The organism is Hominisplanchenecus faecis (genome assembly GCF_020687205.1).
In the GTDB taxonomy this organism is placed as follows: Bacteria; Bacillota; Clostridia; order Lachnospirales; family Lachnospiraceae; genus Hominisplanchenecus; species Hominisplanchenecus faecis.
Window position 1 is genome coordinate 47,656 of sequence record NZ_JAJEQE010000007.1, and the last position, 26,330, is coordinate 73,985.

Sequence of the window (26,330 nt, forward strand, 5' to 3'; positions counted from 1 at the left end):
TTGTCCCGCTCTTACGCTTCGCCCGGCTTGGTCGTCATCAGGCGGTACAGTTTTGTATTTCTTGGAAACGAATTTTCAAACGGCACCAGATTTCCGGAACAGCGGATCAGACCATGGCCGGCACCCACATTGGTGATGTAGGATAACTGGTTGTCTGAAATATTCAGAAGTGCCGCCAGCTCATCCCGGTCGGTGATAGCCTGATTCAAAAGGATCAGGAACTCACTGTTCGCCAGCATCAGGCGGGCGGTATCGGATTTCAGAAGTTCCTCAACGTTCTGGGTAAGTCCGGTTACAAATCCGGAATACTTACGGATACGCTTGTACAGGCGGTAGAAAAAGTCCGCACTGTATTCATAGCGGAACAGCAGATAAAACTCATCCGCAAAGATCCATGTCGTTTTTCCCTTCTTCCAGTTCTGGATCACACGGTTGAAAATCGAATCCAGTGTGACCAGCATGCCAAGGGGCATCAGCTGTTCGCCCAGCTCCCGGATGTCATAGTCGATGATACGGCTCTTCGTGTTGACATTGGTTTCCTGGGCAAAGGTGTTCAGACTGCCATTGATAAACAGTTCCGAAGACAGAGCCAGCCCTCTGGCTTCTTCCTCCGGCTGGAGCATGAGTTGTCGGTACAGGTCCTTTAAGGTCGGCACCTGCCCTTTGTAACCGCCCCTCATATAATCCCGGTACACATCTGCGGTGCAGCGGTCAAGGATGGATTTCTCCTTTGCCGAAAGGTTTCCGGCTCCTACGAGCTGCTCAAACAGGGAAAGGATAAATTCTGACTTCTCAATCAGAGGATTTCGGTCATTGCCATAGGCAGAATCCATATCCAGTGCATTCAGATGGGTATCCGAGGTTGCCGAGATCCGGATGACCTCTCCGTTTAAGGCTTCCACCAGAGAAGCAAACTCCGACTCCGGATCGAGGATGAGGATGTCATCTTCCGTGGAAAGGGCAAGGTCTACGATCTCCTCTTTTGCCGAGAAGCTCTTGCCGGAGCCGCTGACACCCAGTCGGAAAGAGTTGCCGTTTAACAGCTTCCTTCGGTCTGCCACCAGCATATTTTTGCTGACGGCATTCTGCCCATAATAGATGCCTCCCGGCTGCATGATTTCCTGCGTATGGAACGGGATCAGGACGGCGGTGGATTCTGTAGTAAGGGTACGCACTGCATCGATTTTCCGCAGGCCATACGGCAGGACGGTATTCAGTCCATCGACCTGTTGCCACTTCAAAGTTGCCATCTGGCAGAGGTGTTTTCTCGCAATGGAATACAGGGTTTCCGTATCGGAGTCCAGTTGTTTCTTGCTGTCTGCCATATGTACCATTGTCAGGATGCCGAACATCATCCTCTGATCCCTGGTGGTCAGATCGTCCAGCATTTCCTTGGTCTCTTTTCTCTGCAGCTCCATGTCATAGGGAACTACGGCTGAAAAGTTATTGTTGGCATTCTGGCGTCTCTGCCAGTTGGTGACGTTTGTCTCCACGCCCAGCAGTCGGTTCTGGATCTCACGCACCGCTTCGTCTGTCGGTACGGGGATGATATCAATGGACAGCATCAGGTTCCTGCCAAGGCTGCACAGTTCGGAGATCATCTCATCCTTTACATAGCTGGCGTAATCTTCCATAAAAAGGACTCTGCCGTACTGCTCGCCCAGCTTGAAATGGTCGTTATGGAATTCCATCGTGTCCGGGCAGATCCAGTCTTTGAAGCTGTGTCCTTTTTTCGCAAAGGCTTTCATGTCAAATGGAAAACTCTGTGGAACGTCTGCCTTGAAAAAGTCCCGGAAGATCTGTAGCCTCTGCTCTGCATCCAGCTCTTCCCCAATAGAGGACAGCTTGGCCAGATGGGTGATGATGTCCGTTCCCACACGTGCGAAATAGGTTCTGGCTTCATCGATGTTTTTCTTGTGGACGCTGATGGTCAGATAGCGTTCTTGGTAGATACTGTTGTTGGTACCGGAGATCTTGGAAAGGAGCATGTCATTGTACTCTTTCCGGTACTCGTCCAGACCGTCCCCTTTCATCGGGATCAGCAGGGACTGCTCAAACTCTTCCTTGTTGATCTTACGATTGTTCAGGGTGATCTTCGCCGTACAGCCAGAATCCAGTGCATTTAAAAGTTCAGAGTAGTCCAGGAACATTTCCGTCTTGTCCGCTTTACTGGCAATGGAATAGTTGATATCCGTAAACCGGAATGTCCTAGAATACTTGCTCTCCACCTGAAAAATACCATCTGGCCAGATCTTGCGAATCGGGATGGCCTGCTGGACAGACTTCGGTACTTTAAATTTTTCCTTGTCCTGTTTCAGTGTCTGACTCAGGGTTTTAATCAAAGGCATCACCCCTTCCTCTTCGCTTCTTTGGTTTCTTCTGTTTCGTCCGCTTCTTTTCCAGAAGTTCCGCTCCGTTTCCCATCATTTTCTCACCCAGCCGCAGGCTCTCTTCCATGCAGGAAAAGTACAGGTTCTCCGACTTAAATACCAGCCGCTTCGGGTACAGCAGTTCGGATTTAATGACTACCCATGCAAACTGTTCTGCCGTCATGCCGTGGTAACGAAAAAAGCCGCAGGCTGCAAAGGGAGCCGTCCCAAGGATGCACAGCCATCCGGTTACCTGTTCCCCGGCATATTTCCGGGTGACAAAATAGATTCCAAGGGCTGCCAGGATCGCCAGTACCGAAAATAAGCACTGCCGGAAGCTTAAGCCCCAGAACATTGACTCCTGATAGTCTCGGATTTCTTTATTCATTTTCACTTCCATGTTGTTTTCTACCTTTCTCTTTGTAATCTCTGTTTTTTCTTTTGTTTCTGTTTTGGTACATCCCTTTGCCGGATGCCATTTCTTTCCATAAATCTTTTTGTTCCTTCCGGATCAAGCTCTGCCAGTTTTTTCAGGTCGAATGCAACCCTCTGGAAGATGCAGTAACCGGAGGATGCGGTATCCGGCTGTATCGTTCCCAGCTTATGCTGCTTTATAAAACGAAGCTTTTCTTTGCTGAAATTGTGGTCGATATAGGCTTCATTGATACCGCCCAGCGGAGCAAAAGGCAGGTTTACCGTAAGGTCTGCAAAGCTTTCCGGGTATCCATCTTCCATATGGTAAAGCCCGATATAGAGATTGTCATCGCTCATGTAACTGTCTACCCTGAGAAATAATTCCTCCCGGCCATACTGCCAGTCGTAGCTCAGTGTCTTTGGTTCTTCCATTTTTTTCGCCTCCTATAATCCCATGATTTCTTTTACGATACGGTCGGATGCCTTGACTGCCCCGACCAGTACCAGCAGGTTAAATACCAGTTCCCCGACGTAATTCCAGACAATGGTCACGGCGGACAGGCTGGTGTCCCCGATGGCCGGCGGACTTGATGCAAACACCGAAAAGATGATGCAGGCCAGTGCGATGATGGCTCCTTCCAGACATACCCCGGCGTAGGAACGGATAAAGTTCTTTCCTACAGACTGGGTTGGCTCCCCGGCAAAGGTTGCCAATGGAATCGGTGCGATGGCTGTGTACATATACAGCTTAAACATTCTCCCGTATACAGTCAGAATCATGACAAATGACAATACCGTAATCAGCAGGCTTCCTAATAAAGTTACGATCCACAAAGGGATAGATTCCAGCATCCCCACCGCTTCGATCTTGTCCACGATCTCCGAAGGCAACTCCGTTACAGTTCCACCCGCCATCCCGGAGTGGGACATGATATTTGTTACGATGCCCTGCACAATGGAAAAGATCGCGGTCAAAAGCTCCATGCCGGACATGACGGCTCCCTGTGCCAGTGCAAAACGGATAAAGGCTTTCACTACATGTTCCGGCTTTTTCATATCCGTGAAGCTCCCACAGGTTTTCACAAGCCCCGCCGCAAAGAACAGAACCAGCAGGCCGTACCCGATGGCTTTCAGTCCACCGTTGATGTTCGTCATCACGCTCCAGATCGCCCCGCCCTTGAAATTCTCCGGGCTTTGCGTCAGCAGTGTCCAGATCTCAGCCAGCTTGTCGCTCCAGGTCTGCAAGGCAGAATTTAGATTCTGTACGATCCAGTTATCACTCAAACAGTTTCACCTCCCATCCTGCAAAAGTGAGCAGGGAGCCGGCATTTCGCATGGCTCCCCTTCTGGTCTCTTCTCCTATCCCATGATCAGGTCCAGGATCTCTTTTGCAAAAGTAATGATGATACCGCCTGCCAGTGTCAGAAATCCGTTTGCCCTCTGGCTCGGATCGTGGCTCTTTAAGGACAGGCCGACCTGCACGATACCAAATCCCAGCAGGATCAGGCCAATGGCACGGATTAGGGAAAAGATAAACGTGGACAGGTTATTGACTACGGTCAGCGGATCGCCTGCGGCATAAACGCAGGTCGCCCCAATGCAGATCGACAGTACCATGACTGCATACAGAGCAAACAGTTTCTTCTGCCCTCTCTTCATCTTCAGCGGTGCGGTCTCTTTCCTGGTTTCTGTGTGTTTCTTATTTTTCAGTAAATTCATTGGCATTCCTCCCATCAAAAAAGCTCCCCGATGATGTCCTCATCCAGAAGCAGTTCGTAATCGTCATATCTTGTTTCATCAAACACAAAATCGTCATGTGCCAGCGGTGCTTTCGCATAGTTGAACGGGCCGGCACCGCCGTCCTCGGTATACCGGATGTTGGGATGCTTCATCAGGTCATACTTGGCATCCAGTATGGGCCGTTCCCCACGGATAAACAGAAGGGCATTCTGGTTGTCCAGCATACGGACTTCATCCGGCTGCAGCAGCTCCCTTCCGCTCTGCTGGAAGTTGGTGGAGTAGCTGCCGGATTTGCCCTTGGTCTGCCCGTAGGTGTTGGTGTCTATGGTTTCTTTCCCCAGTAATTCTGATACATATTTGTGTGTCTCTTTTTCGTTGCCGCCCAGGTATAAAAACTCATCGCAGTTGCCCACCAGACTCTCCCAGGAGTCTTTGAACAGAGCTTTTAACTGGCTCATGTTCTGGATGATGATGCTGCAGTAAATGGAACGGGATCGGCAGGTTGCCAGGATCTTCTCAAACTCATTTGGCAGGGATACGTTTGGAAATTCATCCATGATGCAGTTGACCGGAACCAGGAGGGCACCGCCATGCACACGGTCTGCCATGTAATAAAGCGTCTGGAAAAGCTGGCTGTAGATCATGCCTACCAGATAATTCAAAGAAGTATCCGCATCCGGGATACAGCAGAAAAGGGCTACTTTCTTCTCGCCCATGCTAGAAAGATCCAGCTCATCGGTATTGGTCAGTTTGGCGATCTGCGGCAGGTTGAAGGCTGCCAGACGGACACCGACACTGATCAGGATGGACTTGGCGGTCTTTCCTGCCGCCTGCTTGTAGATGTGGTACTGCTTCACGGCAATGCTGTCCGGGTCCCGCATCTCCAAACGGTCAAACAAAATGTCCAGAGGGGACTCGTAGTCCTCGTCCTCTTCTTTTACCTGGGCAGAACCTAACATCTCCATAATCATGGCAAAGTTCTGTTCTTCCGGCGGAGCTTCGTGGAGCAGGTACAGCATCAGTGCCTGAAGCAGTGCGGTTTCGCTCTTCTCCCAGAAGGGATCGGAGGACTGGGAACCTTTAGGTGTGGTGTTTTGTATCAGATTGGAAATGAGACGGAGTACGTCTTTATCATCGTGAACGTACTCGAATGGATTGTAGCAAAAAGATGTGTCGGGATTGATGAGGTCAAAGACACGCACCTCATATCCCTTTTTCTCCAGCAAGCCCCCTGTCTTTCGGAGCAGCTCCGCTTTGGGGTCTGTAATGACCATCGAACAGCAGCACTGCATGATGTTTGGCAGGGCAAAGCCTCTGGATTTTCCTGCACCGGAGCCTCCCACTACGAGAATGTTGAGACATCTGCGGTGCTTGTGGGTGTCAAGGCTAATGCGGAAGTTCTGTGTCAGCAGGATGTTCTGGGAGTACGGCTTCTTGCTATATTTCTTACAGATCTGCCGGGCATCGCCCCATCTGGCAGAGCCATGTTCTTCCCCTCTGCGGTAGTTCTTCTGACTGGAATAAAAAATGCCGATCCCGGCTGCGTAAAGTAACGTGCAGACCAGCATCGACTTGATGGTGTATTCCGTATAATGAAACTGGAAGGGATGGTTCAGCTTTTCTGTGAGAACCTCCATCAGCTCGAAAAGATTCCTGCCCGGCTGGATGGCATCCGCAAGCAGGATTGCTACCCACCAGATGACAGGCAGTCCGGCAAGCCAAATCACCCAGTCTGACTTCCGGCTGTTTGTTACCGGGATGGCTGCTGTTTGGGCCTCTCTGCTCTTGGCAGGTCCGTAATGTGGAAGCTGTCCACTCCCGGAACGAGGGCAAGGCTGCTTCCATTCTCCCAGTTTACGTGGATCTGCCCTGCATCGTCTACCATATCCACCTTACCTTTTAAGCCGGGTGGCATGTGGCTCTCCCCCTCCATGCTGTTAAGCGTGACCTCGGTTCCCGGCGGATATCTTCTCCGCATGGCTTCTATTCTTTCTTGTGTCATATTTCTGTATATTTGTACCACATCCTTTCTTCATCTTCCCCTTCCACGGTATGGGCGGTATCTGGATTTCATGATCTTTAACAGGACGCTGTCGATCCCATCGGAATAGCGTCCGTTTTTCAGGTATGTGTCCCGGAGCTGGTTTAAGGCTTCCACGGATTTGCTGTGTTCGGCTTCTGTCAGGTAGAGCTTTCCCTCTTCCTGCTCTGCCAGCTTCAGAACCAGATCCCGTGTGGTATCCACCGGAAGCCCCTGTTCTTTTTCCTGCCGGAACACTTCCCGGAGTGCATGGATCAGCATGTGGTTCATGATCCGGTCCATCTTTACATATCGCATTCTTGTCATAGGCGAGCCTCCTTATTTCCTCTTTTTTCTCAACCACAACATACCACACTTCCTCCCGGAAAGCTACTGCAAAAGAGCCGGAAAAGCCCCTTTTTATCAGCGTTCCGGAGACTTTTTACTCTTGGCAGGTTTCTCCGTTTTTTCCTCCGGGATGGCAAATTCATCGGTCATAAATTCCTGCTCGCTTTTGCCAAGGTTGCGGTCTACCTGCTTGCCAATGGAATAGGCTGCACTCTTTACATCCTGGATAAAGGAGCGGAGTTCTTTCGGATCTTTCTGTCCGAATGCCTGCATCTGGCATACCTTGTCAAAGGAAAAACCGGAGACATCCACGCCGTATTTCTGTGCTGTCACATACGCCGCACAATAGGCCTGTGCCGATACCCCTGCCCGGCTGTAGCTTCCATCGTGATGGTCAAGGGATGCACAGGCCAACTCCCGGCTGATGGAATGGAACGTTGCATTTTCGCTCATGCCATTTCGGACATAGATCGTCCGCTTGTTCGGGATGTACTGTGCCTGTACCTTATCCGGCAGATTGTCTGCGATCTGAATCCGTACCTCGCTGTCGGTCAGCAGTGCTTCCATCAGCTGGTCCATCGGCTTTGGCTCTGCCTCTTCCGGCTGCTTGGTACGGATCTGGCTGATGTCATAGGCTTTCTGGATGGAGTACCCCTGCTGGATGACACCGTCCTTTTCATATTCCTGTCCGACAATGAAGTTGTATCCCTTGCTTCCGGTCTTGACTACCTTGCCTTCTTCCTTCCATTTTTCAAAGGTCTTGACCTGCCGGATCTCCGGATTCTGTGCATAAAGCAGGAACAGGTTGTCTGTCCTCTGCGGCTTGCACTGTCCCATAAAATCAAGGAATCCTTTTAAGGAGTCCCCATTCTGGAAGACCTCCTGTGCCTTTCCATCGATCATACCCCAGATTTCTTCCCTCTCCTGCTTTTTCTGTGCGGCATATTCTTCTTTCGATAACCGCTGGGCGGACTGCTCCTGCGAGTCCTGCCCTAAAAATTTTGTCAGGTCCATCTCCTACCTCGCTTTCACCTTTCGTTTATTTCTTGCTTTCTTCTGCGTTTTCCTTGGTCCACGGTTCTTTTCCCGGCTCCGCTTCTGGGATTCCTCTGCTTTTTCCCGTTTGATGTTCTCCAGCTCCCGGCGGACACTGGGACGCTCCTGTTCCCTCTGCCCTGCATCAGTCCCTTTTTCCTGCCCGGTAGAAATATTTCTGCTGTGCAAGGAAGAGCCGGACAGATTCTCTTCCCCCTCTTCCTGCACCGGGATAAAATTTTCCGGTTCGGAAAACTCCTTTTCGGGATGATTCTGGTTCTTTTCCTCTTCAGAAAAGTCCATGTCACCGACCTGGAATGCTTCGTCCAGATCGCTGATTTCAAACTGCACCTCGCCCTCCGGCATCTGCACAGTTTCCTGTACTGCTTCGGTTTCCGGTGCTTCCATTCCGGCGGTTACCTCATGGACAGCTTCCCCGACTTCGCTCCTTACAAAATCAAGGTTCATCTTATCCATGACACGGTTGACTTTGGCTGCATCATCGGCAAAGACCATGACCTCGCTCATCTCCGGGTTCTTTTTATCCCGGATGATCACATAGAGCAGTCCTCGTTTCCTGCCCTCACTGCAGAATTCACGCAGGCGGTCAGATGGCACAGTGAAGAACTTCAATGGCTTGTTCTCCTTTAACATCCGCACCATTCTGGTCTTGCCCCTCGTTTTCTTCTGGTCTTTTAATACGGCGGCAACAAATACCGCCAGATGCTTTGCCAGCGTACCCGAAAGCCTGAGCCCGTGGTCCACGCCGTCCAGGGAATACCGGACGATCTGGTCCGCCGCATCGCCTCCATAATTCATATCGTTCACCTGCTTTCTGTTTCCTTTTGTCTGGTTTTCTCCGTCTTATCTTCTTCCTGTTCTGCCTGTCTCTGGATCTGCTCTGCCAGACGCATCCGCTCTTCCATCTCTCTGGACTGCTGTTCGATCCGGATACAAATGCGGATATCCTTCCGAAGCGGCTTCAGTACTTTGTTGATCTGACCGATCCTGACACCGTCCGGTTCGCTCCGGTAGAGCCGCTTCCGTTCTTTCGTGAGTGCCTGCACCTGTTCTTCCAACGGGGTACGGTAGGCGAGCAGTTCTTCACGGGTGGTGATTTGATGCTTCTGGAGAAATTCCATCTGCTCGATCCTGGCATCCAGTTTCCGGATATCTGCCCGGAGCACCGGGGAGATCCTTTTCGGCTTCTGCTTTAGAACACCCATCTGATACAGATAGGAATAGTACAGGGCCTGTATCCCCTTTAGCTTCTTTTTCGGGGTTCGGGAAATTCCTTCTTTCCCAGCAGGTGTCCTGCTCTTTGGCTGTAAGATCCACTGCCGGATACTCTCTTCTGAGTAATGCTTCCCCAGGCTCCGCAGACGGATATACCGTTCCATCCCCGGTGCTTTTAATGCAATGTACTTCCGGTTCAGCTTCCACTGGTATCCCCTCTGCTTCATCTGGTCCAGAAACTGTTTCCATGTGAAGCTTTCTGCCACCGCATCCCGGATATCCAGACGGATCGAGGTTCTCCAGGTCGGCTTTCCGTCCTGTTCTGCCATCCACTGGGCATAGGACTTCCCTTTGCCGTTTTTCGGCTCGATGACAGATAAGCCGTATTTCAGGCATAAGGCATCCGAAGCTTTCCGCACATCCTCATAGTAACTCCTGCTGTTGCTGTGGTACTTTTTCCCATCTTCCATGCTAACGGAATTAAACACGATGTGGTTGTGGTAATGCTCCGTGTTCAGATGGGTGGTGATGACTGCTTCGTATTTTCTCTGAAGGAGCCTTTCTGCCAGCTCCATGCCGATCTGGTGTGCCAGTTCCGGGGTGACTTCCCCTTTGGCAAAGCTCTGCACCAGATGGTAGCCCTGTACCCCGTCCATCTTGTGGTAGCGTTTCTTCGTTTCTACCATATCTTGATAGGCAGTCTCGCAGACACAGCCGATGGCATCCTCAAAAACGGAACGCTCTGTCTTGTCCCGGTTCATGGCGTAATCAATGGCTTCTTCCAGAGAGCCGGCACTCTGCCCTTTCTTTGTGGTCTTATCCTTATTTCGGATGTAAGTGATGGAATTGTCCAGACGGCTGACCGGGATGATACTGGTGTATGCCATCGGCTACCATTCCTCTTTGACCAGCCTCCATGTCTCTTTCGTCATGCGGAGCATTTCCCGGATACTCTCTTCCCCGGCCATCCCACAGCCGTTGGCTACATGGGCAAGCTGGTTGGCATTGTTGCACAGACCGGATATTTTCCGTAAAAGCTCTGCATGATGCTCACAGGGTCTTGCCCGGACTTCGCCGCCCATGACGATGGAACGGATATATTCCTCACGGGACAGGCCGCTTTTTTCTACCTGTTCTTCCAGAAAACGCAGCTCCTTTGCATTGAGGCGGACTGGTATCACATGGTTTCTTTTTCTCATCTCTTCACCTGCTTTCCAACGGGTTATTGATTACTCCATTACATTTCACGGTTTTTCCAGATCAGGAATCCTGTCAGCACGCCAATGGCTACGGCTGCAGCAATGATCTTTTTCTTCATATAGGCCTCACCCCCTTTCCGGTACCTGGCACAGCTCCATCGGGGCAAGCATGATTCCCCTCTTTTCCATCTCTTTTGCAAATTCCAGAAGGTTCCATTTCTTCCCATCGATCATAGCAGAATCGGCATCCAGATAGTGGCAGGTGGATACGTTCCGCTCTCCATTTGGGGCATTCTGCACAAGGCTCTCCCCGTCTGCCAGACGGAACAGTTCCTCTCCCTGGCTGTTTACAAAACAGATGCACACGCCGTGGTCGATGATCTCTTTCCGTTTTATCCGGCACCGCTCCAGCGCCTCGTCCTCCCGCTTTCCAGCTATGAAAAGACACATTGCAAAAACGCCCATTACTCCTCCAGTCATTGTGCCAAGTATAAATCCCAACATTTTTTCGTTCTCCTTTCGTCTGTTTACGGCTCGGTATGGGGGATTGGGGTTCTCCCCAAAGTGCGCTTGGATATCCAAACGCTATGCTTGCAAAACCAGTCGCATCCGGTTTCGTCCCCTCTGAACCAGTCGTTTTTCTGAATCATTCATTTTCCTTGATTTTGCTCAACCCATCCAGTGTGGTACAGATGATATGGAGTCTGTCAGCCATGCTGATCTCCGTGTTCATCGTCCCGGTGGTCTCTTTTCCGCAGACGACCACCATCCTGCACCGCCTTAAGATCTGGTGGGACATTCTCCGCATGGCCTGCATATCCTCTGCGTCCCCATCATCAAGGAATGGGGAAAAGCTGTACTGCGGGCAGATCGGCACATATCCCAATTCGTAGATCTTCCTGCAGTACCGCTGTACTTTGGTCTTTCCCTCTTCTGCAGAACAGCAGACATAAGCAAGTGCCTGTTCCAATACGACCATCTCCTTTCCTGACCGGACAGTTTACCTCTATCCGGCATGATCTAAAAAACACCCACAAAGCATTCTGGCTCTGTGGATGTCTTGTGGACATCTGGATTCTTTTCTTTCTTTTTTCAGATGTCTGGCAGACATCCGGTTACTGCGATTCTTCGTTTTCCGCTTCTTCCAATGCTTCCAGTGCAATGCGAACACGGTCGCTTCCCAGCTTATAATACACATCCGTCACTTCGATGCCGACCGCCTGATAGCCTGACTCTGCCGCCGCAAGGATGGTAGTACCAGCTCCGGCAAACGGATCTAAGATCAGGCCGCCCGGCTCGCAGATCTGGATGACATCCTTCATCAGCTGGAGCGGCTTCTCTGTCACATGGATGCGGTTCTGTGGATTTCCATAACGGAACACACCCGGAAGGCAGGACACCGGGCGGTTGATCGGCATCGGGCCGTTGCTTCCCCATACAATATACTCTGCCTGCTGGCGGAACCTGCCTTTCTGCGGACGGGAGTTTCCCTTGTCCCAGACTGCGGTTCCTCTCCAGATCCAGCCTGCCCACTGAAGGGCATCGGTAATGGACGGGTACTGTCTCCAGTCAATAAAGAGGCAGATCGGAGCCCCTCTCTTGCAGGCTTTCCGCACATCGTACAGCCATTCTGCCATCCAGTGGGTCCAGGAACGCTGGTCCTTATTATCCCCATCAAAATCCGGCAGGGCGTTTTCCGCTTTCATACTGCTGTACTTCTGGTTAGTGGTACGGTTGCGTTCATTCTGCTTGGTTCCCCCAGACGCATAAGGCGGATCGGTCACGACTGCATCAAAAATTCCCGGCTGGAATCCTTTTACCAGCTTTAAGGTATCCCCATGCAGGATACGCCAGTTCGCCCCTCCGGCAGACTCATCCGGCAGGCAGTCCGGTTTTAAAAGATCTTCAAGTTTCAGGGTATTTCCCATAGGCATCATCCTTTCGGTCGCTTATTTTCCAGATTTCTCTGGAAGTGCTTTTCTTTAGGGAACTGCTCATCGGCAGGTATCCTCTTTTTTCGGTATTTCTTTTCTCGGCGTTCTGGGCGGTTCATGGTGATCCGACAGTTCGGTTTCCACATATTCGCTGATGATTCCCAGTGCTTCATAATAATTGCCACTCTTGTGGACACGGTCTGCCATCTCGTTGGCCTGTTCGGACATCCCGGCACATCTGAGCAATCTTGAGGCATCGCCAAGGATTGAGAAAATATTTCCGTCATGCCCTAAGAGTTTCAGCTTCAGATGGGACGGCTTTGGTTTCGATTGCTTTTCCTGCATCTCGTTTTCTGGTGCTTTCACCTGTATCTGGAAATCCGAGCCGGCACCAACATAGAAATGTAAGTATAATTCACCACCGTCTACCTTGATCTCCCGCTGTTCCAGACTTTCTCCCCAGCCATCGCTGTACTGCCCTCTCAGATACTGCCCCACCACACGGTATTCCTCTGGGGTCAGATTCTCCCGGAGTGTCAGGTTTGCACAGCCATATAAAACACCCTCCTGTTCTTTTACCGCCATTGTAATGCGTTCCACTTTTTCCTTAATGTCCTTGTTTCGGTCAAAATAATCAATCAGGTTGCATGGCTGGTTGTCAGGCATACCGAGCCGGTTGATTTCATCAACCTTTTCTGCTATGGATGTCTGATACTGCACCAGGTCAGGTCCTTCCAATGGCTCCGCATCATCCAGATCCACAATGTCTGAATAGTCCGGAATAAACTCTGCCATCAGAGGTGACAGCATTTCCACTTCTATTTTATCTTTCAAGGCACCACCTCGCTTCTCTGTTCTGCCGTTTCTCTGGTGTACGGGCAGCCATCTTTGCCACGTCTGCCCAGTCTGCCCCTTCGATCTCCGGCAGGTTCTCGATGATCTGATAGTTTCCCTCGTAGGCTTTTCGGATATGTTCACACGCCCACCGTCCGGCAAAGTCATTGTCGGTACACACTTCGATCTCGGTGATCTCCGGGTGCTGGGACAGAAAATGTTCCAATGCCTGCGGCTTTTTCATGCTCCGCTGGCTCTGCCCTTCTTTTGGTGCGCTGATCCCGCCAAGTTCCAGACGGTACTTATCCCGGCTTCCCTGTCTCTGTTCCAATGTCATGTGGGCAAGCACATCCACACAGGCTTCATAAACAGCAACCCGTCTGCATCCTGTTTGTGCCGGAACACAAAAAGCGTATGCCTTTTCGCTTCCGGCCTGTTCCATCTTAAAAGACTTTCCGCTGGCATCGTAAATCCCACGCAGGAAAGCATACCTTGCCACCTGATTTTCGTCCTTGCCTACGAACACAGCATTGTGATAGGGCAGGCTTTCATACAGGATTCCCAGATGAACACACTGCTGTAAGACCTCGCTGCTGATGCCCCGCTCTTTCAGATATCGGAACACCCTGCGGCAGTCCGGGCTGGCTGGCGGCAAGACAAACGGCTTTTGGGGCTTTGTCTCCACAGGCGGAGGGATGTAGGTGGGATACTCACCTTTCAGCATTTGCACTGCCTCCAGAAAGGAACACCCATCTACATGGATCAGGAAATTTAATGCACTGGTTCCCCCGATATCTCTGGATTTCCAGTGCCACTGGCTGGTGAGCTCGTTGATTTTAAAGCTATCGTGGTCTGTCAGCTCCCATTCATTTCTGGCTGAAGATTTTTTCAGGCGGTTCGGCTGGTATTTCTTCAGGTACTCAATGGCGGTGATCTCCCTTGCCCGTTTGATCTCTTCTTCCGGAATCCACGGCATTACATCACGGTATCCCGGAGCTGCTCTGCCTTATCCGTTTTCTCCCACGGGAATTCCTTTCTTCCAAAATGCCCGAACACGGCACTCTGTCGGTAGATCGGCCGCTTCAGGTGCAGGGTGTCACTAATCTGGCTTGGGGTAAGCCCAAACACCAGAGGAATCGCAGCGGCGAGGCAGTCATCCGCACAGATCTTTCCGGTTCCAAAGGTATCCACCTGCACCATGACTGGCTGGGCAACCCCGATGGCATAGGCAAGGGACACCTGGCATCGGCTGGCAAGTCCGGCAGCTACCATGTTTTTGGCGATGTAACGGGCCATGTATGCCCCGGAACGGTCAACTTTGGAACAATCCTTCCCGGAGAATGCACCGCCGCCATGCGGTACCAGGCTGCCGTAGGTATCCACCATTAGTTTCCTTCCGGTCAGTCCGGTGTCTGCATCCAGACCTCCGCACACAAATCTGCCCGATGGGTTAATCAGGATCTTGGTATCCTCATCCGGTGGCAGCATACGGAGTGCCGGGCGTAACACTTTCTCCCGGATCTCATGCTCCAGCTTCCGAAGGGATTTTTCCTTTTCATGCTGGCAGGACACAATGACGGTATCCAGCCGGGCAGGTCTGTCATCTTCATACTCCACGGTCACCTGCGCCTTTCCATCTGGCAAGATTCCCGTGATATATCCGCTTCTACGGCTTGCAGACAGTTCCCTTACAATGCGGTTCGCCAGAACCACTGGCATCGGCATAAGCTGCGGTGTCTCATCGCAGGCGTAGCCAATCATGATGCCCTGATCCCCGGCACCGCTGGCAAGTCCGCTCTGAACAGAAACAGTCCCTGCCCTTCGTTCTCTGGATCTCTCCACTGCCCCGGCGATATCCGGACTCTGTTTGTGGATGAGGGCATCCATGTGGATTTCCTCTGCTTCATAGCCTGCACTCTCCAGCACCTTTTTGATGATTTCAAACACCTGTGGCTCAAATCGGCTGGTGATCTCTCCTGCTACAATGATGTTCCTTTTGGTCGCCAGCACCTCGCAGGCCACTCTGGAATTTTCGTCCTCTTTCAGACACGCGTCCAGAATGCTGTCTGCGATCAGGTCGCAGAGCTTATCCGGATGTCCTTCTGTTACGGATTCTGCTGTATAAAATCGTTTCATAATCGTTACCATCCTTTCCAAGTAAATAATAACGGCAGGAAACGCTCCTTTCTGGAACACTTTCTGCCGGATCTGGGTTATAAGTTGTCTCACATTCTGCACTTTTCTGGTACTTTCAGACACTTTTTTCAACCTAAATACTACCAATGCACACCCTTACATAATCCCCCTGTTTTGAACACATCCCTGCCCGTGCGGTCATTATTTGTCTCATTTTCTGCACTTTTCTGGTACTTACGAACACTTCTGACTCCACACTGCCCCGGAAACCGGCACCGCCAGGACGATGTTCCTGGCACCGCTCCATTCATATGAACACGTGACGAGCGTCAAAACCTTATCGTATATACACTTCAGGTAATCATCCCCGGTTTCGAACACTTCCCTCTGCTTAGCTGCTTTTAAATATTCCTGCACTGCCTCCGCATCTGCGAGTTTCTGCTGGAATGGGAACAAATTCCTGTCTGCTTTCAGCACCGTGACAATTCGGTATTCCTGAATGCTATCCTCTGTCTGAAGATAAGCAAAGGGATGCTCCTGATAGTACGTTTCATCTGCATATAAGTCCAGATTTCCGAACATTGCCCCACTGTTCATGTTGTGACCGTAAATGATAAGGTTCCGACTTTCAGACACTTTACAGTCTGCCTGTAAAAACAGGCTTCCGTTGATGTCATATTCCTTTTTGTAATTCCGTTTCAGGTAAAACTCCCCATTCTCCTGTTCGGACTGAAGCACCGGGTAATCAATCCCGGTATCCGGTATTGTCAGCCATCCCTGCACATCCGGGTATTGTTCCCGAAGAGAAACAAGGTCTACCGCAGCCACCGGGCATTTTCTTCCAGCTGGTTGGTCTTTCTTTTCAGAGCCTGAGGCTCCCGGAGCTTCCGGCTCCGGGAAATTCCCTTTCAGCTCTGCCACCAGCTTTTTGTTCTCCATTGGAAGATATACCATGTGGTAAATCAGAAACCCGGCACTTGTCAGCGTCACTGCAAGGCAGATGATCTTGAAAAACCTCTGTAAGATTCCTGTCTTTGGTTTTTTCTTCATCGTTCCTGTCCGGCTTTTCTCTGCTTCTTTGGCTGACTCTTCTGCGTCTTTCCCGGCACAGGCGGTTTCCTTGCTGCTTTCAGGATCGGCTCTGTCGGGATTTGGTTCTGTCTGCAGCCCTTTAAGATCCCAGTCAGGTACGACCGTCCGGGCGGATTAAAGTTCTGCATGTAATCTTTTGTCATGATATAGACAATGGCTTTGATCTCTCTTCCATCTTTGTTCTTGACAGTGATCTCCTGCTTGTCGTAAAAATCAGGATAGCCTTCATAAAGATCCAGGCTCTTTTCACAGTCCCCGGTCAGTGACCAGAGGACGCCGTCCACATGGCTTCCCTCTTCCGGGAAGATGGTGGCAAGGCCGCTTCCTGCGGCTGCAAAGGTCAGCCGATACCCCTCCAGGCGGACGATTTCTACCACCTCCGCCTTTGGGCACCGATATGCCATCTGGTCCAGATCCATGTTGCTTCCATACGCAAAATATAATTGTTTCAGCCTATCTGCCCCCTTTTTTCTTCTTTCTTCTGGATGCCACACCCATGCCGATCAGACCGCCTGCGGAAAGAATCAGGCACAGGGCCGGAATCCAGAGGTTGGTGTCATCGCCTGTTTTCGGGTTGCTTACAAACGGGGTATCCTCCGGCAGCTTCTCGTTCGTCACTTTCTGGATGACTTCGATCACTGGAGTTTTGTCATCTACATAGGTAAATGTCACCTCATGTTTGGTCTCATCCAGCTGATAGCCCTCCGGTGCTTTGGTCTCAACCAGATAATAGGTGGCTGCCTTATCAAATTTGCCGTCCTTATAAGTTCCGATTGCAAGCAGTCCGCTGGTTGCATGGCCGTTTTCATCAGTGGTCAGGGTTTCTACCACTTTGCCATCCGCATCCCTCAGTTCAAATTCTGCATCTTTCAGTGCTGCTCCGGTATCCTTATCTGTTTTCTCAATGATCAGACGTCCCTTTGCGGTGTCATCTTTCATGGCTACCTTCTGGATCTCTGCGGTATCTGCCACCTCGAAGGTGATCTCCTCTGCAACGACATAACCGTTTGGAGCCTGCTCTTCTTTCAGGGTGTATTTACCAATCGGAAGTTTTTCGATATAATGCGGCTCTTTACCGGAAGTCCAGGTTTCTACGATGTTGCCATTTTCATCTGTGATGGTCAGTTTGGCTCCTTCGATCTCATTATCTCCGGTAATATCCGTTTTGCTGATCTTCACTTTGGTCACGTCATCTTCCATTACCTGTTTCTGGATCTCCGCAGTATTCTCTACGGTGAATGTGATGCTTTCCGCAGTGGCATATCCATCGGCCGGCTTGTTTTCTGTCAGGGTGTAAGATTTTCCTACAACCAGTTCTTTGATGATGTGCGGCTCCTTGGTGGATGTCCATTCCTCAACAACAGCCCCGTTTTCATCCGTCAGCTGTAATCTGGCTCCCGGCAGTTCCTCGCCCGTGGTCAGATCGGTTTTGGAAAGCTCCACGGTTGTCGGCTCATCTTCAAATACAAATTCATAGGATGCTTCTACTTCTTTATCCCCCTGGTACTCAAAAACAAATTCCTGCTCTTCTCCGGTGGTGACAAATCCATCCGGTGCATACAGCTCCTTCACATAATAGGTTCCGTCGATCGGCAGGTCTGCAATAAAGGAAATCTTTCCATCTGCATCTGTTGTTTTTAACTCGATCAGGGTATCTGCTTCCATCAGCACCTTTCCAGATGCGGACAGGATGTCGTTTCTGGTGTACAGTCCAAAGATGCCGCCTTTTAATACACGGTCGGTATCCTTTTCTTTCTTCAGGACGTTCACTTTTACTTTCTGACGGTTGTTCTGCCAGTCCTCATCGTATACGACAACCGGGGTATCCTGGTCACGGTAGGAAAGATCTACATATCGTGGTTCTTCATCCAGCACATAACCATATGCTGTGCCCACCTCTTTGACATAGTATTTTCCAACCGGAAGGTCAGATACTTCTGCAACACCGTTTGCATCAGTAGTCACGGTTGCCACCAGCTCGTCCTTAGCATAATAATCCGGGCTTACACCATCGGCTGCTTTGATATCCTCTGCAGCGTAAATCTCAAAGGTAACGTCTGACAGGCTTCCTGTGATGTACTCAAACAGATGCTCTACAACGCCTTTGACATTGTCCAGCAGGGTGATCTTATCAAGGAATTCACCCTTCTTGTTTACGATCAGCAGGGCTTTCGGCACATCGTCTTTCATTTCCACTTTCTGTACTTTTGCGGTATCCTGAACGGTGAATTCCACATCCGTGGTCTTTAAATAACCAAGCGGTGCAAGAGATTCACGGAGGGTATAAGTTTTTCCAACGGTCAGGTATTTGATCACATGAGGCTCATCCTTTACGGAAGTCCAGCTGTCGATCACATTTCCATCCTTGTCCAGAACAGAAAGGGATGCCCCGTTCAGCTCTACGCCTGTGGTCAGGTCGGATTTTGTCACCTCGATGGTGGTCGGCTGGTTCTTCTTCACAGATTTCAGCTTGATGGTCGGAATGTCCTGCCCCTGATAGGTGGCATCAAATTCCAGTATCTCGTCAGAAGATACAAAACCATCCGGTGCAGAAATTTCTTTCACATAATAAGTTCCAAGCGGCAGGTCCAGGGTGAAGTGTGCCTGTCCTTTTTCATCGCTTGTGATCTCCTGTAATAAGGTATCTGCTTTCACAATAATCTTGTCACCGGATTTGATCTCGTTCTTATTGTAAAGACCGAATGTAGCTCCAGCTACCGTGCTTCCTGTTTCTGCATCCTGTTTTTCCACGGTGATGCTTACTTTCTGGCGTTCATTGGTAAAAGTCACTTCTTCGTCTACGACTGGGGTATCCTGTCCGGCATAGGTAAAAGTTACTTCTTCGCCTTTGGCATTCCAGGTGTAGCCCTCCGGCGTTTTTTTCTCTTCTACACGGTATTTGCCGAGCGGAAGGTTCTCTACTACGGCACTTCCGGTTTCATCGGTTGTCACCGTTGCCACCAGTGTGTCTTTGGCATATTCCAGATAACGGTTGCCGTTCTCATCTTTCTGATGGTCTGCGGTATAGATATCTTCTGCGGCATAAACCTCAAACACGGCTCCTGCAAGGCTGGCTTCCTCATAGGTGAAATCCTTGTCAAAACCTTTGACTACTTCTCCTTCCTTGTGGATGGTCAGTCTGCCTTTTGCCGGGTGGTTCTCGAATTCCACCTCGATGATCAGGTCACCGCTGACCGGATCTTCCTGGTATGCAGTATCGCTGTCTACCTTGATTTCCACGGTATTGGCACTGTGGGTGTATCCATCCGGTGCAGTCACTTCTTCGATGCGGTAATTTCCACAAGCCAGATTCTGTGGCAGGATCAGGTATCCATTCTCATCCGTAAAATAAGATTTATGTACCATAGTAGATGGGTAGGTGGTCACCTGTTCCACATATTTCTTGTTATCCAGATCGTATACTTTAAACTCAGTATTCGGAACCAGGACAGATTTCTTTGTCTCGTCATCTTTTTTGACGATCTTTAATTTTGCTTCAAACTCTTCGTCCAGAAGCACACGCCATACCTGCGGCTGATCCGGATTGTTTTCCGAGATCACAACCTTAAAGTCATCGACTGGTTTGAAGTTGTGCGGTGTGGTGGTCTCCCTTACAATGTAGGTTCCGTATGCAAGCGGAATGGAGCATGCATATCCACGCTCATCCGTGAACATTTCTGTCTGTCCGTCTGCGGTCAGTACAACCGGAGTTGCAGATGCAAAGTCATAGGAACCGTCCTTATTTTTCTTCAGGCTGCTCTCCAGATATGCACTGAATCCCACACCTTTTAACAGATCGGCATCGGTCTTACCATTGTTGGCTGCTTTAATGACCTGGAACGGCTGTTTGATCACATCTTCCAGAGAAGTTGCGGTACGTTCTACCGTCTGAACCAGATCTCCCTCGTCATTACACTCCAGATCATGTTCTTCCGGGTCTGCCAGATATCCAACAGGCGGCGTCAATTCTTTCACGTAATACTTTCCGAGATAGAGGTCTGCGATTTCTGCATTTCCCTCTGTATCCGTAGTCAGGGTTGCAATCTGCGTTCCTGCCGGGTAAAGGACACCTGTCTGTCCATCCGGATGAACGATATCCTCACGGGCATACAGTCCGTAAACCGCACCCTCAAGGGTTGCATCTCCCTGTGCGGTCTTTCCGGTTTCGGAATCCTCTTTTACCAGTTTGATCTTCGCATTGACACGCTCGTTCTGGAACGTGTGGCTGAAAGAAACGGTTGCCTCTTTGTCTGTGGTGTACTGGAACGTAAAAGAGTACACATCCTCACTGTTTCTGGTATATCCGGCCGGTGCAGAAACCTCTTTCATGTAGTAGCTGTTAGCGATCGGCAGGTCTGCCTGATATACGGCTTTTCCGTCTGTTCCGGTCACTACCTTCTCAATGAGGGTATCTTTTTTGACCACAACGGTTCCGTCCGCTGCTTTGATGTCGTTTCCGGCATACAGGCCATAAGTGCCGCCCGGAAGGTATTTCCTGGTTTCCTTATCCTGTTTGTATACGCTTACGCTTGCTTTTTGGCGGTCATTTTTGAATGTCACGCTTCCCATGACCTTCTCCACATTGCTTCCGGCATAGGAAAGGGTGATTTCCTGGCTTTCGCCTGTGCATATCAGATTTTGTGGTGCCTGCATTTCTTTTACCACATATTTTCCCAGATATAGATTATCCAGTGTGACACTTCCGTCATCCCCGGTAGTAAGTCCGGCTTTGACCAGTGCGTCTTTTTTATAAATGACGGTTCCGTCTGCGGATACAATATCCGCTGCGGCATAAACATTGTAAACCGCACTCTTCTGTTTCTGCTCGGTATAAACAAAGGAAACACCATCATCAGTTACCTTTGCTCCGGTCAGGACTTCTCCTAATTTATAAACAGTCAGGCTTGCCATCTGCTCTGCATCGGTAACGGTTTGTTTTACAGTATCTCCGATGACCAGTTTCACATCGTAGGCTTTGGTATCCAGCAGATATCCGTTTGGTACGGAGATCTCTTTCAGGTATACGGTATCCTGTGTTTTGGTGATCGTAACGCTGGAAGCTCCGTTGGCATCTGTGGCCGGCATCTTTGTGATCAAGTTCTTTCCATCCTTGTCACTGTAAACGCCATAAACTGCACCTGCGATGGCTTTGTTGCTCTTGCGGTCCTTCTTTACGATCTCCAGAGTTGCCTGTTTTACCCATGACACTTTAAAATCTACATACTTCTCATCGGTCACGCCCTCGCCAAATACCAGGGCAAGGTCCTGTGTCTCGCTTCCGGTTGTGATCTTGTAAGCGGAATAGTCTTTGATGATGCTTCCCTTCATGGTAACAGACCATTCCCCTTTGACATCCACTGCCTGTGTCAGCGGTGCAGATAAGTAGAATTTGGTACCGCCGCAGATCTCCACGGATGCACCTGCACTGCTTGTTTTTCCCGTTGTCACATTATGCAGTTTGACACCGGAAGGCAGTTTCATGGTGATGGTCTGCAGTTCGGATGCCTTAAAGGTGATCTCTTCTGTTCTCTGGCTGTTGCCGCTGATATATGCGGTAACATCTGCATTGGAGAAACTCATGTCCACTTCCGGTATCTCCGGCTGGCTCATGCAATAATTGTAGAGTTCCATTGCCAGAGCCTGTCCGGTTGCATTCGTACCGGAAAAAGCGTCACTACTGTTATTGGCATAAGACGCAGCCAGATGGACAATGATAAACTGTTTTCCAGCGGAAAAATCAGGATGTTTCTCTGAGAAAAATCCATTTTCGCCGGATGCTTTTGTGCCGTAGTAGCATACTTTTGCCAGTGCTTTGCTGTCACCCAGTTTGGTGATCTTATAAACACCATCCCCAGGTCCTGCTTTTGACGGCTGCACACAGTAGGCAGTTGCAGACACGTTTCCAAATTTTACGGTATATTTATAGGTTACATAAGAACCCAGACCGTAGTCTGCATAATAGTATGCAGTCCCTCTTGTCACATCTACATCCTGTGTTGCTCTTGTACTGGTATTGACTGCGGTGAAAGAAACGGTTTCCCCATCTTCCATTGCCATAAGGTCAATATCCTGTTCCCCTGCCTGCTCCAGAACATCGCTGAGTGTCAGCCCGGATTCTTTATCGGTTGTATTTTCTGTTTCGGCTTCCTCTAATGCGGCATCAAACTCAGATTCAGAAAGTCCACCCTGAAATTCGGGTTCTGTTTCTTCCGGTTCTTCTGTTTCAGATTCAGCTGTCTCCGGCTCAACAATTTCTGTTTCTACAGGCACTGTCTCAGTTTCTTCCTGCGAGGCAGCTTCCTCATCATCAGAACCTGTATCCTCTTCGGTAACTGCCTGTTCTGTCTGCGGTTCACTCTGAGCTGCTGTCACAGGCTCTTTTACGATCAGGTTTCTCCCAATCTGATAAACCGGGTGGTTCTGATTGACTGGCTCCACATAATAAACGGCATGGTAAGTGTCTGCATGGCTGGTGCTGAAGTTCTCCCCGGCGTCATTCTCTGCTTTCTGGAATGTCACTTTGACTTTGCTTTCGTCCTTGATTTCCAAATTTGTAAAATCCGTGGAAACATCAAAGTCCTGTCCGACTTCCAGCTCCAGATCGGTGGCTTTTACCACTTCATTTTCATCCAGCTGATCCTTTACGGATTCATACGCTGGCGGTTCCGCCGCTTTCGGCTCTTCCGAAGCATACACCGTCAGCGGTGAAATGACCGTGGATAAGATGGTGACTGCCGCCATCACCCCTGAAAGGATTCGCCTGAATCGATATTTACTCTTCATGTTTTCTACCTCTTTCTTCTTTTTCTTCATTTTGCATAAGAACAGCCGGATGTTTCCACCCGGCCTGTCTGTTCTCATTATTCTGTTATCTCGCATCATCTGTCCGTCTTGGATTCTGCAGACAGGCATAGGTACTTTTGTCATACCGCCATGCCTTATCCCCGTCCAGATTGGCAAGTAGATGCTTCCGTACATTTTTGTATTCGTCCCCGATCAATCCGAGGCGGAGCAGAAAGGTGCGGAACGTAAATGCCGGGTTATCCCCGATCTCCGTCTTTTTTGCATGGGTACAAGATTGGTTGATCGCCTGTGCGGATATGGCAAGTGCCAGTGTGATATTCGACCGGACTTTTCCTGCATGGAGGGTGCTTTCAAAACAACGCCATTCCAGTGTTCCCTTGGAAAAAACAGCATGTAGGTTTAAGGCATAATACCTTGTCCAGTTGTAATGCTCGGAGCTTCCGTCATTTCCCTCATACCATGCCCTTTTGAATTTTTCCATCGTGATGGTGCTGTTTGGCATCCGGCGGATCTTCTCCAATACCATAGGACGGACTTTCTGGCAATACTCATCTTCCCTTCTCGTCTGTACATTTAAGGCTTTGAACAGAATATCCTCTTTGCAGTACATGATCGTCAGTGCATTTTTCAGACTCCTTGGTGTATGATTGGATGCGTCCACATGGACATGCATGCCACAGGATGAATTGACAAAAGCACCTGCGTTTTTGACACACCGCACCACTTCCTGGAGTTTCCCCATTTCCGAATATTCCAATTTCGGGGATACCATTTCTGTCGAATAATCTCCATCGGCATCTATTACAGTACCATTTGCCAGCCTTTCACAGTCGATACTGCTGTCTCTTGAAAATTTCCACGTTTTTCCATCTGAATCTTTTACACACCAGGAATCGTAAGAACGGATATGATATGGCTCTGTTCCGAACATTCTTCCAATCGCAACAGCCGCATCATAGCGGCTGATACCTGTCATCTCAATCTCTGTACCAAAATACTGGTCTTTTAGGTCGATCTGCTTCACCCACCCTTCGCTTCTGGAACAGGTGAGCCGCTTTGGATCTCTTCATCTACTGCTTTCAAATTTCTGCCTATTGCTTCAATGACATTGACAGTGACACCATTACCGGCCTGCTTGTAAAGCTGGTTATCCGATGTTTCTTTTTCCATCTTGGAAATCTGACCATCCCGATATCCCTGCAGCCGCAGACACTCCCTTGGCGTCAGCCTGCGGATTCTGCCGTGGTAAATCACTCCATGACGGTCAGTTGCCGTAATGGTGAACATTGGCTCTTCCGGTTCTTTCATCCTTCTTCCATTCTGGCGGACTTTTTCCTTGGCCGGTGTCAGCACTGCCCTTGGCGGTTCTTCCACCAGCACCCCGGAACTTTCGCCTCTGTGGTTATGGATGCTGGAATCCTGTCTGGTATTCAGACATCTTGCAACGTCTGTCACCAGCGGCGGAGGGGAGATATCTACAAAATGCAGTGTTCCCTGCTGGTTTCCGGTCGTCAGGGTATGGGCGATCTCATGCCCGACTCTCCCCCTGCGACTGTTGATTCCCGGATATCCGAGATCGATGCTGTCCCCCTCGTAGGCCATCTTGTATCCTTTTCGGGTGTTTTCCTTGATTGGGATACCGACTTCGTATAATCCGGTCTTGCCGCCCATACCACCAGACCCGCTGGTCAGCGTGCAGCTCAGTCCTTCTTCTGCGTAGACTCTTTCTCCCTGTTTGCCAGCATGGACTTGTATAAGAGCTGTTCCATTTGCTTTTGGGAAAGGTAATATTTTTCCGGCACATCTTCCATCAAGATATCCGACAATATACACCCGCTTCCTTGACTGGGGGACTCCGAAATCCTTGCTGTTAAGCACTTTCCATTCGACATGATACCCCAGTTCAGATAGCGTACTGAGGATGGTGTGAAACGTCCGCCCTTTGTCATGCGAAAGCAGACCGGGTACGTTTTCAAGGAGAAAATACGCAGGTCGTTTGTCTGCAACCAGTCTGGCAACTTCAAAGAAAAGGGTTCCTCTTGCATCGGCAAATCCTTCCCTTCGTCCAGCGATTGAGAATGCCTGGCAAGGAAATCCCGCACATAAAAGATCAAAGTCCGGCATTCGTTCTGTTTCAATATTTCTTGCGTCATTGCAGAACCACTCTCCTTCCGTATCAAACAGCACCCGGTAGTTGTGGTCTGCATATGCATCTGCTTCACAGTGTCCGACACAGGTGAAGCCCCCTGCCCTGTGCAGCCCTTCTCGGAATCCTCCGATTCCACTGAACAGGTCAAAAAATCGAATTGTTCCGGCTATCAGCCTCCCTTCGCTGCGAAAAAAACAGTGCAGATTTCTCTGCACCGTTTCCGTCTCTTGGTTTCTGTTTTGTGATGTCTATTCTTCTGATTCCGCTTCCTCTGGCTCAGATTCTTCTGCTTCTTCGGTTTCCAGTTCTGTTGGCTCTGCTTCCGCTGGCTCTTCGTTTTCTGGCTCTGTCGGCTCTTCATCTGCTTCAGCTTCGTCCGGTTCTGTCATTTCTCCGTCTGTTTCAGCTTCCAGTGCTTCTGTCTCAGGCTCTTCTGCTTCAGGTTCTACTGACTCTTCATCCGGTTCTGATTTTGCAGTCTCAGGATCTTCCATTTCTGTTTCTTCGGCTTCCTCTGACTCTGCTTTCCATTTGGCTTCTTCTTTTTCGATTGCATCTTCGATAAGCCCGATTAAGAAGTCTTTCTGTTTCATGCCATTCCTGGCGAGGACTGCTTTCAGTCTGGAAAATAAATCCTCGGTTACCTGTACTGCTACTGTTCTTAAATCTGCCATGTTCGCCTTTTCTCCTTTTCTTGTCATGTGTTCTTCGATTACCATTTCAAGGTATTTTGGTATGCTGATTCCTAACTCTTCGACTTCCAGTTTTAGCTTTTCATGCAGCTCTACCGGGATTTTTCCGCATATGTTTTTCATCTCCATTGTGTTCGTTCTCCTTTCTTTTTTCTACATACAACATACCCTAAAACGTGACAGAAAGCTATTCACAATACCCAACGAATATGAGGCTCTCAAAAGCTCCCAAAGGATGCAGATCCAATAACATTCAATAGGCATCACCCCTTTCAAAAATCCGTGATTTATACTAATTTGACTGCTTGAAATTTGGCTATTTTATCAC

24 protein-coding genes are annotated in these 26,330 nt (G+C 49.7%); all 24 read right to left on the minus strand.

Annotation, left to right across the window (positions count from 1 at the left end):
- Positions 1 to 11: 11 nt before the first annotated feature.
- Positions 12 to 2,342, minus strand: coding sequence for a VirB4-like conjugal transfer ATPase, CD1110 family (locus LKD42_RS03600; protein ID WP_330410726.1), 2,331 nt, complete (start codon positions 2,340 to 2,342; stop codon positions 12 to 14).
- Complete coding sequence (locus tag LKD42_RS03605) at positions 2,335 to 2,769, minus strand: PrgI family protein (RefSeq protein ID WP_117638847.1); 435 nt, start codon at positions 2,767 to 2,769, stop codon at positions 2,335 to 2,337. The genes LKD42_RS03600 and LKD42_RS03605 overlap by 8 nt, the downstream gene beginning before the upstream one ends.
- An 8-nt stretch (positions 2,770 to 2,777) precedes the next feature.
- Entirely contained in the window at positions 2,778 to 3,215 is a 438-nt protein-coding gene (locus LKD42_RS03610; protein ID WP_015513380.1) for a DUF4313 domain-containing protein, read from the minus strand.
- A 12-nt stretch (positions 3,216 to 3,227) separates the two neighbouring features.
- Complete coding sequence (locus LKD42_RS03615) at positions 3,228 to 4,067, minus strand: VirB6/TrbL-like conjugal transfer protein, CD1112 family (protein WP_008400038.1); 840 nt, start codon at positions 4,065 to 4,067, stop codon at positions 3,228 to 3,230.
- Positions 4,068 to 4,142: 75 nt separating this feature from the next.
- A complete protein-coding gene (locus LKD42_RS03620; RefSeq protein WP_015533374.1) occupies positions 4,143 to 4,517 on the minus strand; it encodes a hypothetical protein in 375 nt (124 codons plus the stop codon).
- Positions 4,517 to 6,247 (minus strand): VirD4-like conjugal transfer protein, CD1115 family, encoded by a 1,731-nt coding sequence (locus tag LKD42_RS03625; RefSeq protein ID WP_431834994.1) that lies wholly within the window; start codon positions 6,245 to 6,247, stop codon positions 4,517 to 4,519. The genes LKD42_RS03620 and LKD42_RS03625 overlap by 1 nt, the downstream gene beginning before the upstream one ends.
- A gap of 26 nt (positions 6,248 to 6,273) precedes the next feature.
- Entirely contained in the window at positions 6,274 to 6,525 is a 252-nt protein-coding gene (locus LKD42_RS03630) for a DUF4314 domain-containing protein (protein ID WP_015513377.1), read from the minus strand.
- 30 nt (positions 6,526 to 6,555) lie between these two features.
- On the minus strand, positions 6,556 to 6,870 hold the full coding sequence (locus LKD42_RS03635) for a hypothetical protein (protein WP_015513376.1): 315 nt from the start codon (positions 6,868 to 6,870) through the stop codon (positions 6,556 to 6,558).
- Positions 6,871 to 6,966: 96 nt separating this feature from the next.
- Positions 6,967 to 7,905 carry an ArdC-like ssDNA-binding domain-containing protein gene (locus tag LKD42_RS03640; RefSeq protein WP_008400043.1) on the minus strand — a complete coding sequence of 313 codons (939 nt, stop codon included), beginning with the start codon at positions 7,903 to 7,905 and terminating at the stop codon, positions 6,967 to 6,969.
- A 3-nt stretch (positions 7,906 to 7,908) separates the two neighbouring features.
- Positions 7,909 to 8,745, minus strand: a complete 837-nt coding sequence (locus tag LKD42_RS03645; RefSeq protein WP_117638845.1) for a PcfB family protein — start codon at positions 8,743 to 8,745, stop codon at positions 7,909 to 7,911.
- A gap of 5 nt (positions 8,746 to 8,750) precedes the next feature.
- Positions 8,751 to 10,049, minus strand: a complete 1,299-nt coding sequence (locus tag LKD42_RS03650; RefSeq protein ID WP_117638844.1) for a relaxase/mobilization nuclease domain-containing protein — start codon at positions 10,047 to 10,049, stop codon at positions 8,751 to 8,753.
- 3 nt (positions 10,050 to 10,052) lie between these two features.
- Positions 10,053 to 10,361 carry a plasmid mobilization protein gene (locus LKD42_RS03655; protein WP_055149041.1) on the minus strand — a complete coding sequence of 103 codons (309 nt, stop codon included), beginning with the start codon at positions 10,359 to 10,361 and terminating at the stop codon, positions 10,053 to 10,055.
- A 126-nt stretch (positions 10,362 to 10,487) separates the two neighbouring features.
- Positions 10,488 to 10,865 (minus strand): DUF3789 domain-containing protein, encoded by a 378-nt coding sequence (locus LKD42_RS03660; RefSeq protein ID WP_117638843.1) that lies wholly within the window; start codon positions 10,863 to 10,865, stop codon positions 10,488 to 10,490.
- Positions 10,866 to 11,007: 142 nt separating this feature from the next.
- Positions 11,008 to 11,331: a DUF7768 domain-containing protein gene (locus LKD42_RS03665; protein WP_019162195.1), complete on the minus strand. Its 324-nt coding sequence runs from the start codon at positions 11,329 to 11,331 to the stop codon at positions 11,008 to 11,010.
- Positions 11,332 to 11,476: 145 nt separating this feature from the next.
- Positions 11,477 to 12,289, minus strand: coding sequence for a DNA-methyltransferase (locus LKD42_RS03670; protein ID WP_242993077.1), 813 nt, complete (start codon positions 12,287 to 12,289; stop codon positions 11,477 to 11,479).
- A 66-nt stretch (positions 12,290 to 12,355) separates the two neighbouring features.
- Complete coding sequence (locus tag LKD42_RS03675; RefSeq protein WP_227617220.1) at positions 12,356 to 13,129, minus strand: hypothetical protein; 774 nt, start codon at positions 13,127 to 13,129, stop codon at positions 12,356 to 12,358.
- Positions 13,119 to 14,105, minus strand: coding sequence for a DUF3991 domain-containing protein (locus LKD42_RS03680; protein WP_117638841.1), 987 nt, complete (start codon positions 14,103 to 14,105; stop codon positions 13,119 to 13,121). Before LKD42_RS03680 ends, LKD42_RS03675 begins: the two co-directional genes overlap by 11 nt.
- A complete protein-coding gene (metK, locus tag LKD42_RS03685; protein ID WP_117638875.1) occupies positions 14,105 to 15,265 on the minus strand; it encodes a methionine adenosyltransferase in 1,161 nt (386 codons plus the stop codon). Before metK ends, LKD42_RS03680 begins: the two co-directional genes overlap by 1 nt.
- A 234-nt stretch (positions 15,266 to 15,499) precedes the next feature.
- The gene (locus tag LKD42_RS03690) at positions 15,500 to 16,315 is read right to left on the minus strand and encodes a class B sortase (RefSeq protein ID WP_015533349.1); all 816 of its coding nucleotides are present in this window, start codon (positions 16,313 to 16,315) and stop codon (positions 15,500 to 15,502) included.
- On the minus strand, positions 16,312 to 16,809 hold the full coding sequence (locus tag LKD42_RS03695; RefSeq protein ID WP_025577045.1) for a gamma-glutamylcyclotransferase family protein: 498 nt from the start codon (positions 16,807 to 16,809) through the stop codon (positions 16,312 to 16,314). The genes LKD42_RS03690 and LKD42_RS03695 overlap by 4 nt, the downstream gene beginning before the upstream one ends.
- Before the next feature lies 1 nt (position 16,810).
- On the minus strand, positions 16,811 to 23,140 hold the full coding sequence (locus LKD42_RS03700; RefSeq protein WP_243000661.1) for an LPXTG cell wall anchor domain-containing protein: 6,330 nt from the start codon (positions 23,138 to 23,140) through the stop codon (positions 16,811 to 16,813).
- Between the two features lie 85 nt (positions 23,141 to 23,225).
- The gene (locus LKD42_RS03705) at positions 23,226 to 24,176 is read right to left on the minus strand and encodes an amidoligase family protein (RefSeq protein WP_071849528.1); all 951 of its coding nucleotides are present in this window, start codon (positions 24,174 to 24,176) and stop codon (positions 23,226 to 23,228) included.
- 5 nt (positions 24,177 to 24,181) lie between these two features.
- A complete protein-coding gene (gene dcm, locus LKD42_RS03710; protein ID WP_179966521.1) occupies positions 24,182 to 25,483 on the minus strand; it encodes a DNA (cytosine-5-)-methyltransferase in 1,302 nt (433 codons plus the stop codon).
- A 75-nt stretch (positions 25,484 to 25,558) separates the two neighbouring features.
- On the minus strand, positions 25,559 to 26,131 hold the full coding sequence (locus LKD42_RS03715; RefSeq protein WP_015533347.1) for a hypothetical protein: 573 nt from the start codon (positions 26,129 to 26,131) through the stop codon (positions 25,559 to 25,561).
- Positions 26,132 to 26,330: the final 199 nt, after the last annotated feature.

Coding starts and splice junctions, on each gene's coding strand:
- LKD42_RS03690 (WP_015533349.1), bottom strand. CDS start 16,315: ATGAAGAAAAAACCAAAGACAGGAATCTTACAGAGGTTTTTCAAGATC.
- LKD42_RS03655 (WP_055149041.1), bottom strand. CDS start 10,361: ATGAGAAAAAGAAACCATGTGATACCAGTCCGCCTCAATGCAAAGGAG.
- LKD42_RS03620 (WP_015533374.1), bottom strand. CDS start 4,517: ATGGGAGGAATGCCAATGAATTTACTGAAAAATAAGAAACACACAGAA.
- LKD42_RS03715 (WP_015533347.1), bottom strand. CDS start 26,131: ATGGAGATGAAAAACATATGCGGAAAAATCCCGGTAGAGCTGCATGAA.
- LKD42_RS03650 (WP_117638844.1), bottom strand. CDS start 10,049: ATGGCATACACCAGTATCATCCCGGTCAGCCGTCTGGACAATTCCATC.
- LKD42_RS03645 (WP_117638845.1), bottom strand. CDS start 8,745: ATGAATTATGGAGGCGATGCGGCGGACCAGATCGTCCGGTATTCCCTG.
- LKD42_RS03640 (WP_008400043.1), bottom strand. CDS start 7,905: ATGGACCTGACAAAATTTTTAGGGCAGGACTCGCAGGAGCAGTCCGCC.
- LKD42_RS03660 (WP_117638843.1), bottom strand. CDS start 10,865: ATGTTGGGATTTATACTTGGCACAATGACTGGAGGAGTAATGGGCGTT.
- LKD42_RS03680 (WP_117638841.1), bottom strand. CDS start 14,105: ATGCCGTGGATTCCGGAAGAAGAGATCAAACGGGCAAGGGAGATCACC.
- LKD42_RS03610 (WP_015513380.1), bottom strand. CDS start 3,215: ATGGAAGAACCAAAGACACTGAGCTACGACTGGCAGTATGGCCGGGAG.
- LKD42_RS03605 (WP_117638847.1), bottom strand. CDS start 2,769: ATGGAAGTGAAAATGAATAAAGAAATCCGAGACTATCAGGAGTCAATG.
- metK (WP_117638875.1), bottom strand. CDS start 15,265: ATGAAACGATTTTATACAGCAGAATCCGTAACAGAAGGACATCCGGAT.
- LKD42_RS03670 (WP_242993077.1), bottom strand. CDS start 12,289: ATGGGAAATACCCTGAAACTTGAAGATCTTTTAAAACCGGACTGCCTG.
- LKD42_RS03700 (WP_243000661.1), bottom strand. CDS start 23,140: ATGAAGAGTAAATATCGATTCAGGCGAATCCTTTCAGGGGTGATGGCG.
- LKD42_RS03635 (WP_015513376.1), bottom strand. CDS start 6,870: ATGACAAGAATGCGATATGTAAAGATGGACCGGATCATGAACCACATG.
- LKD42_RS03630 (WP_015513377.1), bottom strand. CDS start 6,525: ATGACACAAGAAAGAATAGAAGCCATGCGGAGAAGATATCCGCCGGGA.